The sequence below is a fragment of the Hydrogenobaculum sp. 3684 genome (genome assembly GCF_000213785.1).
Classification (GTDB): domain Bacteria; phylum Aquificota; class Aquificia; order Aquificales; family Aquificaceae; genus Hydrogenobaculum.
Genome location: NC_015557.1, coordinates 705,838 through 724,387, shown reverse-complemented (window position 1 = coordinate 724,387; position 18,550 = coordinate 705,838). Strand labels below are relative to the sequence as shown.

Genomic DNA, 18,550 nt, shown 5'->3' with positions numbered 1-18,550 from the left:
GGTTTATTATGAAAATTTTCAAAATGTTATTGGTAGGGTCTATTTTTTGTGAAATTGCAACAGCCCAAAACCTTCCCCCTTGGTTTCCTCAATTCTTAGGTATGAAAGCAACATTTGTGGGTCAATACTCTACAAACTTCAACTCCCCTTACGAAGGACCTATGACCTTTGGTAATCCATATAAAAACAACGGTGGTGGAAGATCCGAAGAGGTAACCCAGTCTTATGGTTTATACACAGGAGCACAGCTTACAAAAGATATCCAAGCTTATCTTGATATACAGCTTTTTAAAGGAAACGGCGTAGGTTATGGTCAAGGAATAGGTGGTTATCCAAACTTCCTTTACATAAGGGCAGGGTCATCTGATCTTGGCAAAAACCCATATATAGCAAGAGCTTATATTATATACACAAAAGCCCTATCTCAATCTTTGGAGTATGAAGGAAGAGCTCCAGATCAGCTTCCAGGGTACTATCCAAAAGAATATTTTTATATCAAGATAGGAAAGTTTTCCCTAGCAGATGATTTTGATAACAACCGATATGCTAACTCTCCAAGAACTCAGTTTTTAAACTATGATTTTAACGACAACGTAGCTTGGGATTACGGAGCAGATACAAGAGGATACACAGTAGGTGTAGAATCTGGTGTTGTTAAGAAACACTATTCTTTTAAAATAGCTTTAGGGGCAGAACCTACCATGGCAAACGGCAACACCTACGATCAGTCTGGAGCTTACAGTCTAAACACACAGCTTTCTCTAAGACCAAACGACATAGGAACTGTGATAAGGCTTCTTGGCATGCTAAACTACGGTAGGATGGGAAGCTATACTGAGGCTATGGATAATTTTAGCTATTATTATTCTCCAAATAGCCCTTGTTATTACACAAAATTTGGACCAAATGGAGCTTTGGCAGGATATGATTACCCTGTTATATGCACAGAGTCAAAAGATCACAAAAGATACAAATGGGGATTTTTCCTAAACTTAGAACAACCTATAGCAGATGATGGTAAAACAGGACTCTTTTTAAGAGCTGGTTTTAACAACGGACAAACAGAAGATTTTGCCTACACCGATGCAGATAGAGACATAGCAGGCGGTATTTCTATAAACGGCGTTCATTGGAAAAGGCCCAAAGATCAACTTGGTATAGGCCTTGCCATAAACGCCCTTTCAAACACCCACAAAAGATATTTGGAATCAGGTACCATCAACGAACCATCATCTTCATTCTTTGTAGGCTCAGGTCAAAACGGACAATTTAACTATGGCTATGAAGAAATAATGGAAGCTTACTACAAGTATCAACTAAACAAGTATATATCTATATCTCCAGATGCTCAATACATAAGACATCCAGGGTATGATAAGAATAGAGGTCCTTTGTGGGTTTATGGGCTTAGAGTAAATGCACAGTTTTAAATACTTGGATTTAGGATTATGGCGTATAAGCCATTAAAAAGTATTAGCGTAGGTTTAGGGATTAAAACTTAGCATAATCTTTTGGCGGTATTATATAAAGAAGCACTGGTATTAAAAGTAAGGTAGCAATAGTACCTATGCTCATACCACTTACTACCACTACAGCCAAAGGTTTTTGCACTTGTGTGCCTATACCTGTTCTTACAGCTGCAGGCAATAGTCCTAAAGCTGCCACCAAACCTGTCATCAATACGGGCCTAAACTTATCTTTCATAGTTTCTATGAGAGCATCGTAAACTGATAACCCGCTTTCGTAAAGCTTAATAAACTGGGTCACTATGACGGAACCATTCATTATAGAAACACCCATTATGGATATAAATCCTATGGCAGAGGAAACGCTAAAAGCCATTTTAAGGACAAGAAGCGTTACTATTGCAGTGCCTATAGCCACTATAGCACTTGAAAAAGCTACAAAAGTATATCTTAAAGATTTGAAATAAAGATACAAAATAGCCAAAGCTATGAAAACTGCCACTGGTATTATGATAGCCATTTGGTGCTGAGCTTGTATCATCTGTCTGTATTCGCCACTCCATTCAAGATGATAGCCTGGTGGTAGCTTTACAGATTTTGCTATAGCCTCTTTGGCTCTTTTGATAACACCCCCTACATTTGATGTGGTTATGCTAAATTTTATAGGTAAAAATCTTTGATAATTTTCTCTATATATAAAGAAAGCTCCTATATGATACTCTACATTTGCTACATCGCCAAGTTTAATAAGCTGTCCATTTGGGGTTAATATTGGTATAGAAGCTATGTCTTTGGCAGTTTTTCTATAATCTTTGGGAAATCTTATAACCAAATCAAATTGCTCGTCTCCTTTTAGTACTTCTGTCACTGGAGAACTACCTATTGCAGCTTGTATTATATTTAAAACATCTCCAGTATTTAAACCATATCTTGCAGCTTTTTCTCTATCTACTCTTACATCTATTTCAGGTTGTCCTAATTCTTTATACATTCCCACATCTGTCATACCTTTTACATGTTCTAGTATTGGTGTTATCTCTTTTCCTAATTTCTCTAGTTCTTTTAAATTTGGTCCATATATTTTTAAAGAGTTTTCACCCTTCACCCCAGAAAGCACCTCGTCAAAGTTGTCTTGGATATATTGAGAAAAGTTTACATCAGCACCAGGAAACATTTTTTCAAGATGCTTTCTCATTATATTTTCGAGTTTCTCCTTAGTCATTCCAGAAGGCCATTTGGAATATGGTAAAAGCTGGATAGAATACTCTGTATCATAAGGACCAACGTCATCGGTACCGTCTTCAGGTCTTCCGGCTCTACTATCTACTGAAACTACTTCTGGAAATGTCATCATATACTGTCTTACTTCATTGGCATATTTATGGGATGTAGAAAGAGCTATGCTGTATGGAAACGTAATTCTTAGGTATATATTACCTTCATCTAAGGTTGGTATAAACTCTGTTCCTAAAAACTTGAAACTTATCAGCATAATAGCTATTACGATGAAACTAACTATCGCAAAAGGTTTTGCTATTTTTAATATTTGTTTTAGGATTTTAATATAAAAATTTGTTAGCAACAAGGGAAGTTTTGGTTCTTTTTTGTTTATCTGTTTTTTGACAAGACCTATAGCAGATGGTACATAAGTAAAAGTAAGGATTATAGCTATAGCTAAAGCATATACATAGGTTCTTGCCATAGGGCTAAACAACACCCCTTGGGCTCCGCTCATCATAAAAAGTGGTATAAAAGAAGCTATTATGATAAGTATAGAAAATAACACTGGTTTTCCTATATCCATTGTAGCGTAAGCTATAACGTAATCTGCACTATGATTATCTTTTTCTTCTGATATTCTAAAGATATTTTCTGCTAAAAGTATAGCACTATCTATAATAATACCAAAATCTACGGCTCCTAAAGATATGAGGTTTGCTTCTTCACCTCTTATAGCCATAAGAGCCAGTGTGGATATGAGTGCAATTGGAACTACAGATGCAACAATAAGAGCTACTGGCACATCTCCCAAGAAGAAAATCACCATGGCAAGTATCAAGATAATACCTATTGTGGCATTTTCCTTAATCTTATTTATAACAGCGTTTAGAAGGGTTTGTCTTGTGTAATATGGTACAAGTTCTACCCCTTGAGATTTGTATTGTTCGTTTAATTCTTTAATTTTTTTGTCTAAAGCTTTCAAAGTAGGTACAGACTGGGCGTCTTTTCTCATAACAGCCGTTACTACTACCACTTGATTTCTTGAATACCATTTTCCGTTTGGTTCTCTTATGCTAAGCCCCATGTAACCTTGTACTGGTGCATGTCCTATTCTTACTTTACCGATATCTGCCACGGTGATAGGAGTACCGTTGTAGTTTGTTAAAACTATATTTTTTATATCATTTAAATTTTTTATAAGCCCAATACCACGGATTGTGTATGTTTGCTCTCCTATTTCTGTGTAATTGCCACCTACGTTTATATTGGCGTTTGCTATGGCGTTTTGTACTTGAGATAATGTAAGGTTATACTTTACAAGCTTTTGAGGGTCTACTATTACCTGATATTGCTTTTCAAAACCACCAATAGGGTTGCAATCTTCTATACCTGGTACAGTTTTAATTTGCCTACATATAGGCCAATCTGCTAAGGTTCTTAAGTACATAAGAGATTGGTGTTTTAGACCCCTTACTTGAAATCTCATTACCTCTCCCACTGGGTTTGATTGGATAACTGGTTGCACACCTGGTGGAAGATTAACTTGGGTAAGTCTATTTATAATGTGCTGTTTAGCGGCATCATAGCTTATATCGTAGCTAAATGTAACCTTCACATCAGAAAGTCCGTACAAAGAAAGTGTATTTATCTTAGTGGCGTAAGGTATTGCCGAAAGAGCACTTTCAAGAGGTATAGTCACTTGTTTTTCTACTTCTTTTGCGGAGTGTCCAGCGTATATAGCGGTAATTTCTACTACTACCGGAGAGTAATCAGGAAATGGTTCTATATCAAGCTTTTTAAGGCCAAATATAGAAAATATAAAAAGCAAAATAGTCAAAAATATAAACACTATTTTATTTTGTAAAACAAAATTTATAAACGACCTCATAGGTTTACTCTCCTCCTATAGAACCCTTTATCAAAAGACTTCCGGAGGCCACTATACTATCACCTTCGTTAAGACCACTTTTTATATACGCTGTGCCATCTTTTACTTGATATACTTTTACTTCTGTTTTTTTATACTTTCCATTTTCATACTTTAAAACATAAAATTTGTTGTTGTCAAATATTAAAGCGCTTTGAGGTATTGCTATTGCATTTACAGAATTTGGCATGATCTTTACATTTACAAACATGTTTGGTTTTAAAAGGTTATGTATGTTTTTAACCCTTATATAAACCTTGTAAGTCCTTGTGTTTGGATCTACTATATCCCCTACGTAAAATACCTTACCTTTGAAGTCTATTCCTGGATAAGAAGATGTTGTGATATCCACTTCTTGTCCAGGTTTTATAAACCTTATGTCTTTACTAAAAGCATCTGCTTCTACCATCACATGGGATGTATCTACTATTGTAGCAAGTGGCGTGTATGGATCTACGATGATTTTTTCACCGGGGTGTATGTTTAATTTTGCTACAACCCCATCGGCTGGACTTGTAATATATTTTGTCATTACGTAAGAACCACCACCTTTTAAACCTATTATACGCATTTGGGCATAGTATCCATCCATGAGGGCTTTGGAAGATTTTAGATTTGCTATAGCGTTATCAAGATCAAACTTTGACATAGAACCAATTTCGTAAAGCTTTTTAGTAAGCTCGTAAGTTTTTTTAGCAAGCTCGTATTGGGCTTTTGCTTGAAGATAATTTGAATATAGGTTAGCCACATCAGCAGATTTTACCAAGAAAAGAGGCTGTCCTATATGGACATTTTGGCCTATATTTACAAGCACCCTTTCTATGACACCGTTTACGGATGAAGTAACGTTTACGACCCCATTTGGAGAAGATTTTACAGTGCCTGGGAGTTTTATGGTTTTTGTAAAGGTAGAAACTTTTACTTTTACTATTTTTATATTGCTAATCTCTGAGGATTTCGCTTCATTTTGATTTGTAGTGTTACTTGGAGTATTTGAATTGTTGCAACTAGTAAAAGCCAAACAAACCAAACCAGATAACAAAGCACCTTTAAAAACTTTAATCTTCATAAGCTACCCCTACTATAAAGATCTAAGAGCGTTCTACTTAACATAAGTTGATACAAAGCGCTTCTGTAACTTGCCATAAAATCCTTATAAGTTCTTTCCGCATCTAACAAATCTAGTACGGATATACCTCTTAAAGCAAAAGATTTTTGAGATATATCTAATATTTTTTCAATTTCTTTCTTTTTCTCCACGTAAGCTCTAAAGGTTTTTTGTGCGCTCAAAAAGTTTTGATAAGTCTGATAAGTTTGCGTTTTAGCTGTATCTTCTAAGTTTTTTAGCATCAGTTTATCTTGTTTTATACTGTAAGCTGCGTTTAGTATACCACCTACGTTTCTATCAAATATAGGAAGTGGAAAAGTAAGCCCAGCGCCTATCATAAAAGGATATCTTCTACCTTCCGAGTCTATTCCCACCGTATCTATTTCAAAGTTAAAGGTTAAATCTGGTATATTTTGGGCTTTTTGAAATTTTAAATTGTAAAGATCTGATTGAAGTTGATATCTTGCAGCTTTTATGTCAAATCTATTTAAAGCGAGCTCTTCATATTTTTTCAAGTTAGGCTTTTGATTTAGTAAAAATGCCACTGGATAACCAGCTTTTAATCGTATAGGTTTTTTTATTCTCATTAGGGTTTTTAACTGTTTTAAATCATTTTTATATTGAGACTGGGCTTGATATACAGCGCTTTGCAGGTTTACTTTGTAAACAGATAATTTAAAATAATCAAGACTTGATATAAAACCGTAATCTCTTTGATATTTTGCAATCTTTAAAACTTTTTCATAATTATCAAGGTCATCTTTAGCTTGTCTTAAAGCTATTTTGTCTATGATCACTTGATAATATAGACTCATAAATCCAATGAGAAGGTTTCTTACATTGTCATCGTGGGTAAAAATAGAAGATTTATAAAGAGCATAGTTTAACTTCATATTTAGGCTTCTTTTGCCACCCATTCTGAAAAGCTTAGCTATACCTATGTTTGATGTGGAATCTCTACTTCTTAATTCTCCATTTCTTATTTCGTGCTGTACGCTTGACATGTATATGCTTGGATTTGTATGGGCTTTTGATTCAAGGTAGTTTGCGTAAGCTTTATCTATGTTGTATTTATCTATCAAAACGTTGTAGTTGTTGTGTATAAAAATAGAAACTGCTTGAGCTGGTGTTAGCTCTAATGGCTTTTCTTCTGAGAATGAAGTTTTTGACATTAAAAGCCCATATACCAAGAAACCAAAAACAACGCCTTTTACTTTATCTAATCTCATGCATATATTTTGCCATAAGATAGTTAAATTTTTATGAAATCTATATATTTTTATAATTGATATAAATTAGATATTTTTAAGTTTCTTTTATTACTTTTATCTTATGGCTTGTGAAAGTGTTTTGTATGAATTTAAAACAAATGCTATTACCTACTTTTATAAAGATTTGGAAAATATACTTAGATTAGACATATTTATATGGTTTCCTATGGATTATGGATTTCTTGGTATATATGAGTCTAAAGGTGTTGATGCGGAACTGATAGTAAGAAAAGATGGTAGCATAGATATAAATTTTAAAGATGGTGATAAAGCTTGCTGCTATAAAGGTATGTGTAAAAATATATCTGAGCTTTTGGAGTTTTTGGAAGAAATATCAAACTATTGGGGGTTTGGGGGTTTGTTCTAAAGATTTTCCAATATTTCTTCTTTTGTGGTAGAAGCAGCTCCTATTTTTGATACTACTATACCAGCTGCTGTGTTTGCTATCTCGCAAGCTTCGTTGGTTTTAGCACCAGCCAGAAGTGACGCTGTTAAAACCGCTATAAAAGTATCACCTGCACCAGTAACATCATAAACTTCTTTGGCTTTTGCGCTGTAAGTATGAATAGCATCATCTTCAAAAAAAGCTACACCTTTTGGTCCAAGGGTTATAGCTAAATATGTTAGGTTTAGCTCAGTTTTTAGGCTTTTACCAAGAGTTATTATATCCTCTTCATTTAACATCGTTTTGGCTTCTTTTTCGTTTGGAGTTAGTAAGGTTACATTGTGGTAAAAGTGTTTGTGGGAGGGTTTTGGATCTGCTGCTACAAAAGGATAGGTTTTTGTTAAAGCCTCTACAAGGTCTTTTGTGATAAGTCCTTTAGCATAATCAGATACTATTATACCGTCTATATCTTTTGGAAGCTTATCTAAAATTTGCTTAAAATCTAAAAAAGGAGATTTGTCTTCCCAATCTATCCTTATAAGCTGTTGATGAGAAGCTATTATTCGGGTTTTTTGGGTGGTAGGTTTATCTAAGACTATGTTTAGGTTTTCTATGTTTAGTTCTTTTAATTTTTTTGACATTATTATATTTGCGTTGTCGTTGCCCACCACACCGCATAGGTATGTGTTTACTCCCAAGTGTGATAAGTTGGAGGCCACGTTTGCAGCCCCACCTAATCTGTATTCTTCTGAAAGAACTTCTACCACTGGCACCGGCGCTTCTGGGGATATTCTTTCAACGTTGCCAAAAAGATAATGATCAAGCATCACATCACCCACTACGGCAATTTTTAAGCTTTTAAAAGCATCTAAAATTTCAGAAGCTCTTTTTTTATCAAGACTCATCTTTTTCTATGAACTCCTCATGTAGGGCTCTAACAGCTAATTCTGTATACTTTTCATCTATAAGACAAGATATCTTTATCTCGGAAGTGGATATGGCTTTTATATTTATGTTGTTTGCGGCAAGCACTTCAAACATACGTCCAGCTATACCGTAAGCACTTTTCATACCTATGCCTACTACAGATATCTTAGCTACATCATCATCTCTTAACACATCTCTTGCGTTTAGCTGTTTAGCCACTTTTTTGGTAATCTCTTCTGCTTTATGAGCATCGTTTTTGTTTACAGTAAAAGACATATCTGTAAATCCATCCACGGATACGTTTTGGACAATCATATCTACTACTATGTGAGATTCTCCTAAGCTCTTAAAAATCTCAGCAGCTATACCAGGTTTATCTGGTATGTGAGTTATTGTAATCCTTGATTCGTTGACATCGGCAGTTATAGCTCTTACAGCTTTTTTCTCCATAATTTCTTCCTCCGGTACTATCCAGGTGCCTTCTGTCTCTTCAAAAGAAGATCTAACATGTATGCGAGAGCCAAATTTTGCAGCAAACTCAACACTTTTTATCTGCATTACCTTAGCACCCAACGATGCCATCTCAAGCATCTCTTCGTAAGATATGTAATCTATCTTCTTAGCATGCTTTACTATGCGTGGATCTGTGGTATAAACGCCGTTGACGTCTGTATATATCTCGCAATCTGCTTTTAGATATGAAGCTAAAGCCACTGCGGTAGTGTCAGAACCGCCTCTTCCTAACGTGGTTATATCTCCATGCTCGTCTATACCTTGAAAACCAGCCACTACCGGTATTATATTTTTTTCTAAAAGCTCAAAAATCTTTTTTGTGTTTATATTTTTAATGTTGGCTTTAAAATGTATATCATCTGTTTCTATAGGTATTTGCCAACCGCACAGACTAACAGCGTCATATCCTTTTTTTATAAGCATAAGAGCAAAAAGGGCTATAGCTTGCTGTTCACCGGTGGATATAAGCTGATCTAATTCTCTATAGTTTGGATGCTCTTCTATAGCTTTTGCTAGCTTTATAAGTCTTTCTGTCTCGCCAGACATCGCTGAAGACACTACTACAGGCTTATAGCCTCTTTTTATAGCGTTTATAACCTTGTTGGCGGCATTTTCTATGCGCTCTATAGATCCAACAGATGTACCACCGAACTTTTGTACCAGTATCATAAAATTACCTGCTTCATAGAGATAATTTGTGGTATTCTCTTTAGTTTTTCTAACACTTCGTCGCTTACTTTAGAATCTAGGTTTAGCACTCCCAATGCCAATCCGCCTTTTTTATCTCTACCTAATCTAAAGCCAGCTATATTGACATTGGCTTGACCTAAGATAGACCCTATGGTACCTATTACACCAGGTGCGTCTTTGTTTTCAAATACAAGCATAACACCTTCTGGCTCTACATCCACATAGAATCTATCTATTTGCAAGATGCGAGGTATTTGATTTTCTATTAGACTACCACCTACAACTTTTTCTTGTACGTCTCCGTAAGCGGTTATTTTTATATAATGTTTAAAATCTTTGGACTCCTCGTTTGCTATTTCCTCTACTTCTATGCCGTAATCTTTTGCAAGATATGTAGCATTTATTATATTTACTGGATAATCCGTTATACTTTTTAAAACACCTTTTAACACAGCGGCTACTACAGGTTTTGAGTTTTGAGCCAAATCCCCTATAACTTCTACTTTTATCTTTTTTATACCGTCTGTGCTAAGCTGAGCTATAAAACTTCCCATATTTTCAGCCAAATCTAAGTGAGGTTTTATAAGAGTTATAACAGATATATCTGGGAAAGGTGCGTTTACTACGTAATCTACAGGCTGACCCTTAAGGGCTTTGGTTACTTGCTGAGCTATTATGATACCAACATTTTCTTGAGATTCATAGGTATTTGCCCCTATGTGAGCGCTCAAAGATACATTTTTACATTCTCTAAAAGCATCAACGAGCTCTTTTGGTGGTGGTTCTTTGCTAAAAACATCTATACCAGCTCCGTATAGTTTTCCGCTTTTAAGAGCTTCTATAAGATCCCACTCTACTATGATACCACCTCTTGCACAGTTTATAACAATAGCACCATCTTTCATTTTAGCTATGCGTTCTTTGTTGATCATTCCTTTTGTTTCATGGGTTAGTGGTGTATGGATGGTGACAACATCAGATATTGCCAACATTTCATCCAAATCATCGTATAGTTTTACCCCCAATCTATCACCTTTTTCTCTTGGTATATAAGGATCATAGGCAACTACCTTCATTCCAAAGGCCTTTGCCCTTATGGCCACTTGAGAGCCTATATTTCCTAGACCTATTATGCCTAATGTTTTTCCGAAAAGCTCAATACCCATAAAACTATGTCTTTCCCATCTATAGTCCATTATCGTGTTATGGGTTTTGTGTATTGTTCTTATAACATTTATCATGTGTCCTATGGTGAGCTCTGTGGCGCCTATGGTGTTTGCTCCAGGCGTATTACATACCAAAATGCCTTTTTTAGAGGCTGTTTCTATATCTACGTTGTCTACACCTACACCTGCCCTTCCTATTACTTTTAGATTCTTTGCCCTTTCTAAAAGCTCGGTAGTAATTGGAGTTCTACTTCTTGTTACTATTGCATCGTAATTTCCCACTATTTCTAATAGCTCTTCAAACTTGATTTCTGGATAATAATCCACTTCAAATTCTTTTTTAAGAATCTCTACGCCTTTTGGGGATATCGGGTCGGTGATTAAAACTTTCATAAAAACCTCCGCAACGTTAGTTAGAATATATATTATACCATATATGAGATAAAGCCTTTGCTAAAAGCCAAAAACTACATAATTAAGGTAAATTAAGAAGAGATTGCACCGCTTCTTCCAACCTTCCTATGATTTCATCGTAAGAAAACTCGTAATATAAAAGAGGCCATCCATACCTTACAACGATCTTTTTGGGTTTTGGAAATATATCACCTATCTTCATAGCCTCGTAAGACCCTTTTATGGCCGTTGGGACAATAGGTACTTTAAGTTCTTTGCTCAATATAGCAACACCTTTTTTAAAGGGAAGTAGTTTACCGTTTCTAGTTCTAGCTCCTTCTGGAAATATAACTAAATTTTTCTTGCTTTTTAAAATAGCTGCAGATTTTATAAGTGTTTCTTTGACACTTGATTGGGTATCTACTGGTATAACATGAAAATGTTTGGCAATGATATCTCCAATTTTGCCTTCAAAGTATTCTTTTGCTCCTACAAAATATGTATCTTTTATTAGTTCTTTTGGTAAGGAAGCTGCTATTAAAAACCCATCTAAATAACTAGCGTGATTTGGTGCTATAATAAATGGATTTTCTTTTGGGAGATTTGGTAAGCCTTCCACTTGAAACCTAAAATAGACTTTAAAAATTTGTCTTAGCAAATAAGAACCGTATACTAAAACTTCGTCTTTGTATTCTAAGGTTTCAGCAGGAGCGGTTTCGCTTAGTATGTCATGCCAGTTTACTTCTTTTGTTTGTTTAGCTTCTTTGTCTAATACCAAGCTCATTAGTTGCTCTACAGATAAATATTTAGAGAGTTCTTTTTCTGGTATTTGTATACCAAAGGTTTTGTCTAAAAAGCTTAAAAGCTCCACCTTATCCAAAGAATCTAAACCAAGATCTATCTCTATGTGGTCTTTAGGAGATATATCGCTTTTGTATCTTCTTAGATAATCAAGCAATATTCCTTCTTGTTCTGTCAATATACCAATAGGTTTTTTTTCTTCTTCTTCTTTATAAGTTTGCTCTTTAGCTTTTAATGGTACGTTGTCTTGGGCTTTTAACAAAAACCTTTTTATCTTTCCAAGTCTTGTTTTTGGGAGCTCTTCTTCTCTTATGCTAAAATCAGTTATATTTTTGTAAGAAGGCAATTCACGGTTTACCTTGTCAATCACTTCCCAAGTTATATATTCTCTTAGATTTAATATACCTTTTTCTTTTACCAACTCAAAATTTGGTACTATTATGGCATGTAGATGTCCATTTTGTTCTATAACAGCCACCTCTTTTACTATATCGCTTTTGGAAAGAATAAGGTTTTCAATTTCTTCTGGTATTACTTTTTTGCCGTTTTCAAGCACTATAAGTTCTTTTTTCCTACCTATTATGTAAAGATAACCATCCTCATCTAGGTAACCTATATCACCAGTATAAAACCAGCCATCTTTTATAGCTTCGTTTGTAAGGTCAGGTCTTTGCCAATAACCTTTCATAACATTTTTTCCTTTTACCAAAACCTCGCCATCTTCTGCTATTTTCACTTCTACCCCAGGAATAGGTTTTCCAACAGAGCCTATTTTTATACTGCCAGGTACATTGAAGCTTACTATAGGCGATGTCTCAGTAAGACCATACCCTTCCAATACATCAAACCCAAGCATATAAAGATCATGTGCTATATTTGGATCTAATTTAGCCCCGCCACTTATAAAATATTTGAGATTACCTCCAAAGCTTTTGTGAACTTTTTTAAAAATAATCTTACCAAGCTTTGGACTACCAACAAAATCTACAAAGGAAAACAACTTTTTTGCTACAGGAATATTGTTTATCTCTCCAAATATTTTGTCGTGTAATATTTTGTAAAGCTTTGGTACCCCAATAAGAGCAGTTACTTTGTTGGCAACGATTAAATTTACCAACGAACTAGAAGAAAGGTTTTCGCTAAATATAATTGTAGCTCCAAGATAAATTGGCACCAATAAAGATACCATGAGAGGATAAGCGTGGTGAAATGGAAGAAGAGCTATTGTAACGTCTTTTGAAGAAGCTATGTTTTCTTTAGCTATAGCCTCTATGTTAGATTGAAGGTTTCCAAATGTAAGCATAACACCTTTAGGTTGTCCGGTGGTGCCAGAGGTATAAAGAATAAGAGCTATATCTTCAGAAATGTTTGTGATGGGCTCTTTAGGATCTTGGAAAGGTATAAAATCTTCTATATCTATGACCTCTACCTTATATCTATGCCTTTTTACGGCTTTTGCAAAAGTATATTTGAGATCACTTGACACAAAAGCATAAGTTGGTCTTGCATCTTGAATAATAAACGCCACTTCATCTTCGGAAGCCATATGGTCTATGGGCACCGCTATGCCTCCTCTTCTCCATATACCAAAAAGAGCATAAGCCCATTCTGGTTTGTTCTCAGAGAATATGACAACTCTATCTCCTGGTATTATATCTATAGCTGCACTGTAAAATTCTGCTTTGTCTATTAACTCTTTGTAAGATATGTTTTTACCCTTATATATAAAAGCGGTTTTATCGTAAAATCTTAAAAACATCGTTCTACCACAAATCCATGCCAATCGTTTTTTGTAGTTTGTTTTAGGATTTTAAGATTAAGATTTTTTAGCATATATTTAATAAGATTATCCTCATCTTTGTATATGCCTGATATTATAAGATATTTTTTAAATAGCTTTGCGATGTTTGGAAGCTCTTTTTCAAAAATATGCATTTCTAAGTTGGCTAAAACTATATCATAAACTCCAATAAAATAATCGTAGAAAAACTCATCTTTTATGTATTCTTTCTTTGTCTTTTGGTCTAAAGAGCTTCTTTTTAGAATATCTAAAGGTGTGGATACTTCAAAATGAATAGCTTTTATATTGTTGTTTTTTGCATTTTCTATAGCTTCTTTTATAGCTATAGGATCTATATCTATGCCTTTTACATAAGAGTTTGTAAGATATTTGCTTGCAATTGTAAGTATACCGCTTCCACATCCTACGTCCAACACACTGTCGTATTTGCTTATAAAATCTTTCATCAAAGAAAGCATAATCTGTGTGCTCTCGTGAAGTCCTGTTCCAAAGGCCATACCTTTTTTAATTCTTATTGGTATGGCGTAAGATGGTATTATTACAAAAATATCTTCTTTTATAGGTTCTATCTCACCAAATTCGAATTCATCGTAGTTTATCTTTTTTGTCTCTATTGGTTCTAAACCATCTATCTTTTTGTCTGTGGATATTTTCCATATATTTTCTTTTTTTTCTAAAATCTCAAAACCAAAAGCCTCCTCTACAAGTAAATTCTCTAAAAGCTCTTTATCTATTTCGTATATAAAAATTTGATATTCCATATAAACATTATAAATAAAAATTTTGAAATATGAATATAAGGCTTTGATTAAATTATCATAGATTTCTTGAAAGTCTAAGGAATATACCCCTTAACGTAGTGTAAAAGATTGGAAGTACAAGAAGCGAAAGAAATATACCTATAAAAAGCCCACCCATAACAGATATTGCCATATTTTGTATTACTTCTGTTCCTCTTCCAATAGCCAAAGCTATAGGTAAAAACCCAAGTACATCTGCTACCATTGTCATAAGTATAGGTCTAAAGCGTTTTTTACAAGCGTTTAGCATGGCTTCTTTATGGGATACATTTTCTTCTATCTCTTTGTTGTAATAATCAAATATCAAGATACCGTTGTTCACAACAACGCTTAAAACCAAAAGCATACCCATAAACGATGTAACGTCTAAGGGCTTATTGGTTATCATCAGGGCTAAAAAAACCCCCACCACAGACAACGATAGCACAAAAATAACCGATAAAGCTTGTAAGAGTGAGCCAAATTGAAATATTAAAAGCGCCAAAACTATCAGTACAGAAAAAGATATCACTATAAACATCTCTTTAAAAGACTGTTGCTGTTCTTTGTAAAAACCTTCTATGGTGTAATAATATCCTTGTGGCATAACAATATTATTAAGCACTTTCTTTAAAACTTTTATTCCAAGAGCTAAATCCTCATGGTGCATTTTCACTCTGACCACAGATACATTTTGAAGGTTTCTTCTTGTAATACCTGGTACATTTTTTTCAAATCTTATATTTGCTACCAAAGAAATTGGTACATACATTTGTTTTTTTGGAGAGTAGATGTTTATATCTTTTATGGTTTCTTCGTTTGGATCAAAAGGTTCGTAAGCTCTTATAAATATCCTTTCTTGACCTTTTAGATAGTTTGTAAGTGTTATGCCCCAAAGATGAAGCTTTAATGTATTTACCACGTCATCGTAAGTTATGCCATAGTTGGAGTAAGCGTCTTTTTTCAAGGAGATATAATAATAAGGCCCGTAAAATAGCGTTTTTAAATTTACCTCTTTGAAGATAGGTTCTTTGGCTATTTTATCTCTTATCTCTTCTCCAAGTTTTACAAGGGTTTCTGGATCTGATCCATGTATTACTACAGAAAAAGGAGCATGCTGGCCTGTGATATCGCCAAGTCTATCTCTTAAAACTTGGGCCATATCAAACTCTTTCAAAACATGTATTTTTGCATCTACTTTTTGTCTTATTTCTCTCATTACTTCAAAAATAGATTTTGTCCTGTGGTCTTTTAAGGTAATAAGCATATCTCCCTTGTTGGTGGGGTTTCTTGGTTGGCCTAAAGATGCACCTATTCTTACCGAATAGTGCTTTACCTCTGGTATAGACGCCACTATCTTTTCTATGTGTTTTACTATCTGGTATGTGTTTTGAGAAGATGCACCGGAGGGTCCTGTGAAATCAAGCACAAACATACCCTCATCCCATTCTGGTAAAAATCCGGTTTTCATGCTTTTATAAAGACCAAATGTTGTTAAAACCAACAAAACCACTATTAAAATGCTTAAATTTTTTCTTTTGTAAAAGCCAAGAAAAAGTTTTTTATATATATTTGTAAGTTTTAAAAGCCAGTTAGGTTCTGGTTTTACGACTTTTGGTATAGCTATGTAAGCTATGGAAGGGGTTATCGTCATAGAAACAAACTGAGATATCAAGAGTGCCAAAATAACAGCCAAAGCTAACTCCTTAAAGAATGTACCAATGATACCAGATAAGAAAAAAAGAGGGGCAAATACGCTAACAGATGTAAGCGTTGCAAGTGTCATGGGTTTTAGGATTTCAGAAGATGCATCTATTACAGATTCAAGCTTTGGTCTTGGTTTGTTTATATTTTTCTCTATGTTTTCCATTACCACGATAGCGTGATCTACTAGTGCTCCTATAGACGCCGCCAAACCACCAAGGCTCATAAGGTTTAAGCTCCCATGCATTATATACATAAAAAGCAACGAACATAAGATGCTTACTGGTATAACTATAGCTGTTAGAAGGGAAAGCCTGACGTTGTTTAGAAAAAGAGCTATGACCACAAGCGTGATCAATGATCCTATTATGATGGCATCTATAACGCTTCTTATAGAAGAGCTTATAAAATCTGTAACATCAAACCATTTTACAATATGAGCATGGGGTGGTAGTTTCAAGGTTTTGAGGGTTTTATCCACTTCAGTTACAATTTTTATAGCGTTGGCATCGTTGGTCCTATGTATGTTAAATATAACTGTGGAAGGATATCCATCTACGTTAACGTAAGAAAGCATAGGATAATGACCTTTTACCACATAGGCAATATCACCAAGGGTTATAGTCTGGTTGTTGTAGTATATTGGAATGTTTAATATATCTTGTTCATCTTTTGGAGTTTGAATACCAAACACTAAGATAGAAAAGTTTTTCTGATTGTATTCACCTATAAAGTGATTTTGGGTGTAGCTTCTTATATCGTTTAAGATTACGCTTATAGGTATATTTAATTTCTGTATAACAGAAGGATTTAAAACTACGTCCATAGTGCTATAAGTTCCACCGACCATATCCACTTCATAAACGCCCGGTATAGACAAAAGGGCTGGTTTTATTGTATACCTTACTATGTTGCTAAGTTTGTTTATAGGTAGTTCTCTTGATACTAAAGCATAACCTGCTATAGAATATGCGCTAGGTCCCATAAGTCTTACATCAAAACTTGCCTTTACTCCCATATCCATTTGAAGTTCTGATATTTTTGACATAATCATTTGATAAGCTCTATAAGGGTTTGTATTTGGACTAAAATATACGTTTAGCATAACAAGACCTGGTCCAGTTCTTGATCTTACGTCTGTCACACCTTCTACAGATTTTATCCCTTGTTCCATTGGTATGGTGATATTTGAGAGGGTTTTTTGGATAGGTTCATAGTTGGCATTTACTGTAATAACTACCCTTGGATATACGACGTTTGGAAATATATCTTCTGGTAGTTTGAAAGATAGCATATAACCAAGTACAGATAATACGCCAAAGATTATAAAAAATGCGTATCTATTTTTTATAGCAAAGCTTACAAAGGATCTCATTTAACCTTTTCGCCATCTTTTAGAAGCTTAGCACCTTTACAAACTACACTACCCCCTATTACTCCAGAAACCACATAGTATTGCCCCATATTGCCTAGTATTTTTACAGGTATATTTTTTACTTTATCACCTTGCTTTATAAAAACGCTTGGCCTGTTGTTGTAAAGTACTAAAGCTTTTGAAGGTATTCTTTGACCTTGTATTGTTTTTACAATAAAAGCTTTTAAACTGTTTCCTGGATTTTCATAAGAAGATATGGGTAATATTACGGCTAACCTCGATTTATCGTCTTGAAAGGCGTTTATAGGATATAACTTATTCTCAAACAAAATCTTATCTGTATGTGAGATTTTCATATTAAAAGGTATAAAAAACTCCCCATAAAGCTTTTTGGCGCTTATAAAAGCGATCGGAGATCCTGGATTTACATTGCTACCGCTTGGAACTACATTTGAAACAATTCCGTCAAAAGGAGCTTTTATAATTCCATAAGATGCTTCATCTTCTAAAGATTTTTTAAGATATATGTTTTTATCAAGCTCTCCTTTAGCCAAAGCCAAATCCGTTTTTATCTGAGAATACTCTTGATAAGACATAGAACCAAGCTTATATAGTTTTTTCGCCCTCTCATAGCGAGACATGTAATATTTTAGTTTTTTCTTAGAAGCCTCTATATCTTGGGCTATTGATAGGGCTTTATCTTGAAAAACTTTTGTATCGAGCTTTGCTATAACCTGTCCTTTTTTTACAAAGTCTCCATTTTTAACGTAAACAGATTTTAATATCCCTCCAATGGGTGAACTTACATAAGTGGCGGCTTGGTTTTGTACTTCTCCGTATATTGGTGTTTTTACTTGGTAAGCTCCGTAAACTACTTTGCATAAAGCTATATTTGGTGATTTTATCCCTTTGCTTGTTTGTTTAGTTTTTGGCTTTTCACAAGAAAATAAAGACAACGTCAATACTAAAAGCCCAAAAACGTAAAATTTCATGGATAGCATGATATCAGATGTCTATGATATA

General features: G+C 34.5%; 12 protein-coding genes. 2 read left to right on the top strand and 10 right to left on the bottom strand.

Annotated features, from left to right (window positions below; genetic code table 11):
- The first annotated feature begins 8 nt into the window (after positions 1–8).
- Positions 9–1,430: a carbohydrate porin gene (locus HYD3684_RS03940; protein WP_015419395.1), complete on the top strand. Its 1,422-nt coding sequence runs from the start codon at positions 9–11 to the stop codon at positions 1,428–1,430.
- A gap of 61 nt (positions 1,431–1,491) precedes the next feature.
- Here the strand turns inward: HYD3684_RS03940 and HYD3684_RS03935 are convergent, their stop codons facing one another.
- Genes HYD3684_RS03935 through HYD3684_RS03925 form a run of 3 tightly spaced genes read right to left on the bottom strand, consistent with a single transcriptional unit; the run spans position 1,492 to position 6,951 of the window.
- Positions 1,492–4,575 carry a CusA/CzcA family heavy metal efflux RND transporter gene (locus tag HYD3684_RS03935; RefSeq protein WP_015419394.1) on the bottom strand — a complete coding sequence of 1,028 codons (3,084 nt, stop codon included), beginning with the start codon at positions 4,573–4,575 and terminating at the stop codon, positions 1,492–1,494.
- 4 nt (positions 4,576–4,579) lie between these two features.
- Positions 4,580–5,683 carry an efflux RND transporter periplasmic adaptor subunit gene (locus tag HYD3684_RS03930; RefSeq protein ID WP_015419393.1) on the bottom strand — a complete coding sequence of 368 codons (1,104 nt, stop codon included), beginning with the start codon at positions 5,681–5,683 and terminating at the stop codon, positions 4,580–4,582.
- Positions 5,680–6,951 (bottom strand): TolC family protein, encoded by a 1,272-nt coding sequence (locus tag HYD3684_RS03925; RefSeq protein ID WP_015419392.1) that lies wholly within the window; start codon positions 6,949–6,951, stop codon positions 5,680–5,682. The genes HYD3684_RS03930 and HYD3684_RS03925 overlap by 4 nt, the downstream gene beginning before the upstream one ends.
- 103 nt (positions 6,952–7,054) lie before the next feature.
- Here HYD3684_RS03925 and HYD3684_RS03920 point away from each other — a divergent pair, with 103 nt between their 5' ends.
- On the top strand, positions 7,055–7,360 hold the full coding sequence (locus HYD3684_RS03920; RefSeq protein ID WP_015419391.1) for a hypothetical protein: 306 nt from the start codon (positions 7,055–7,057) through the stop codon (positions 7,358–7,360).
- Here HYD3684_RS03920 and HYD3684_RS03915 read toward each other — a convergent pair.
- The 7 genes from HYD3684_RS03915 to HYD3684_RS03885 all read right to left on the bottom strand — a co-directional run bounded on the left by HYD3684_RS03915 (position 7,357) and on the right by HYD3684_RS03885 (position 18,519).
- The gene (locus HYD3684_RS03915; RefSeq protein WP_015419390.1) at positions 7,357–8,283 is read right to left on the bottom strand and encodes a PfkB family carbohydrate kinase; all 927 of its coding nucleotides are present in this window, start codon (positions 8,281–8,283) and stop codon (positions 7,357–7,359) included. The two genes, HYD3684_RS03920 and HYD3684_RS03915, sit on opposite strands and share 4 nt — an antisense overlap.
- Positions 8,273–9,487, bottom strand: a complete 1,215-nt coding sequence (locus HYD3684_RS03910; protein WP_015419389.1) for an aspartate kinase — start codon at positions 9,485–9,487, stop codon at positions 8,273–8,275. The genes HYD3684_RS03915 and HYD3684_RS03910 overlap by 11 nt, the downstream gene beginning before the upstream one ends.
- On the bottom strand, positions 9,484–11,067 hold the full coding sequence (gene serA / locus HYD3684_RS03905) for a phosphoglycerate dehydrogenase (protein WP_015419388.1): 1,584 nt from the start codon (positions 11,065–11,067) through the stop codon (positions 9,484–9,486). Before serA ends, HYD3684_RS03910 begins: the two co-directional genes overlap by 4 nt.
- Positions 11,068–11,149: 82 nt before the next feature.
- Positions 11,150–13,627, bottom strand: a complete 2,478-nt coding sequence (locus HYD3684_RS03900) for an AMP-binding protein (protein WP_015419387.1) — start codon at positions 13,625–13,627, stop codon at positions 11,150–11,152.
- Positions 13,618–14,430 carry a 50S ribosomal protein L11 methyltransferase gene (locus HYD3684_RS03895; RefSeq protein ID WP_015419386.1) on the bottom strand — a complete coding sequence of 271 codons (813 nt, stop codon included), beginning with the start codon at positions 14,428–14,430 and terminating at the stop codon, positions 13,618–13,620. Before HYD3684_RS03895 ends, HYD3684_RS03900 begins: the two co-directional genes overlap by 10 nt.
- Before the next feature lie 55 nt (positions 14,431–14,485).
- A complete protein-coding gene (locus HYD3684_RS03890; protein ID WP_015419385.1) occupies positions 14,486–17,527 on the bottom strand; it encodes an efflux RND transporter permease subunit in 3,042 nt (1,013 codons plus the stop codon).
- Entirely contained in the window at positions 17,524–18,519 is a 996-nt protein-coding gene (locus HYD3684_RS03885) for a biotin/lipoyl-binding protein (RefSeq protein WP_237698641.1), read from the bottom strand. Before HYD3684_RS03885 ends, HYD3684_RS03890 begins: the two co-directional genes overlap by 4 nt.
- Positions 18,520–18,550: the final 31 nt, after the last annotated feature.

Bases quoted from the DNA above. Each gene is read 5' to 3' on its own strand.
- HYD3684_RS03940 (WP_015419395.1), top strand. From the start codon at position 9: ATGAAAATTTTCAAAATGTTATTGGTAGGGTCTATTTTTTGTGAAATT.
- HYD3684_RS03935 (WP_015419394.1), bottom strand. From the start codon at position 4,575: ATGAGGTCGTTTATAAATTTTGTTTTACAAAATAAAATAGTGTTTATA.
- HYD3684_RS03930 (WP_015419393.1), bottom strand. From the start codon at position 5,683: ATGAAGATTAAAGTTTTTAAAGGTGCTTTGTTATCTGGTTTGGTTTGT.
- HYD3684_RS03925 (WP_015419392.1), bottom strand. From the start codon at position 6,951: ATGAGATTAGATAAAGTAAAAGGCGTTGTTTTTGGTTTCTTGGTATAT.
- HYD3684_RS03920 (WP_015419391.1), top strand. From the start codon at position 7,055: ATGGCTTGTGAAAGTGTTTTGTATGAATTTAAAACAAATGCTATTACC.
- HYD3684_RS03915 (WP_015419390.1), bottom strand. From the start codon at position 8,283: ATGAGTCTTGATAAAAAAAGAGCTTCTGAAATTTTAGATGCTTTTAAA.
- HYD3684_RS03910 (WP_015419389.1), bottom strand. From the start codon at position 9,487: ATGATACTGGTACAAAAGTTCGGTGGTACATCTGTTGGATCTATAGAG.
- serA (WP_015419388.1), bottom strand. From the start codon at position 11,067: ATGAAAGTTTTAATCACCGACCCGATATCCCCAAAAGGCGTAGAGATT.
- HYD3684_RS03900 (WP_015419387.1), bottom strand. From the start codon at position 13,627: ATGTTTTTAAGATTTTACGATAAAACCGCTTTTATATATAAGGGTAAA.
- HYD3684_RS03895 (WP_015419386.1), bottom strand. From the start codon at position 14,430: ATGGAATATCAAATTTTTATATACGAAATAGATAAAGAGCTTTTAGAG.
- HYD3684_RS03890 (WP_015419385.1), bottom strand. From the start codon at position 17,527: ATGAGATCCTTTGTAAGCTTTGCTATAAAAAATAGATACGCATTTTTT.
- HYD3684_RS03885 (WP_237698641.1), bottom strand. From the start codon at position 18,519: ATGAAATTTTACGTTTTTGGGCTTTTAGTATTGACGTTGTCTTTATTT.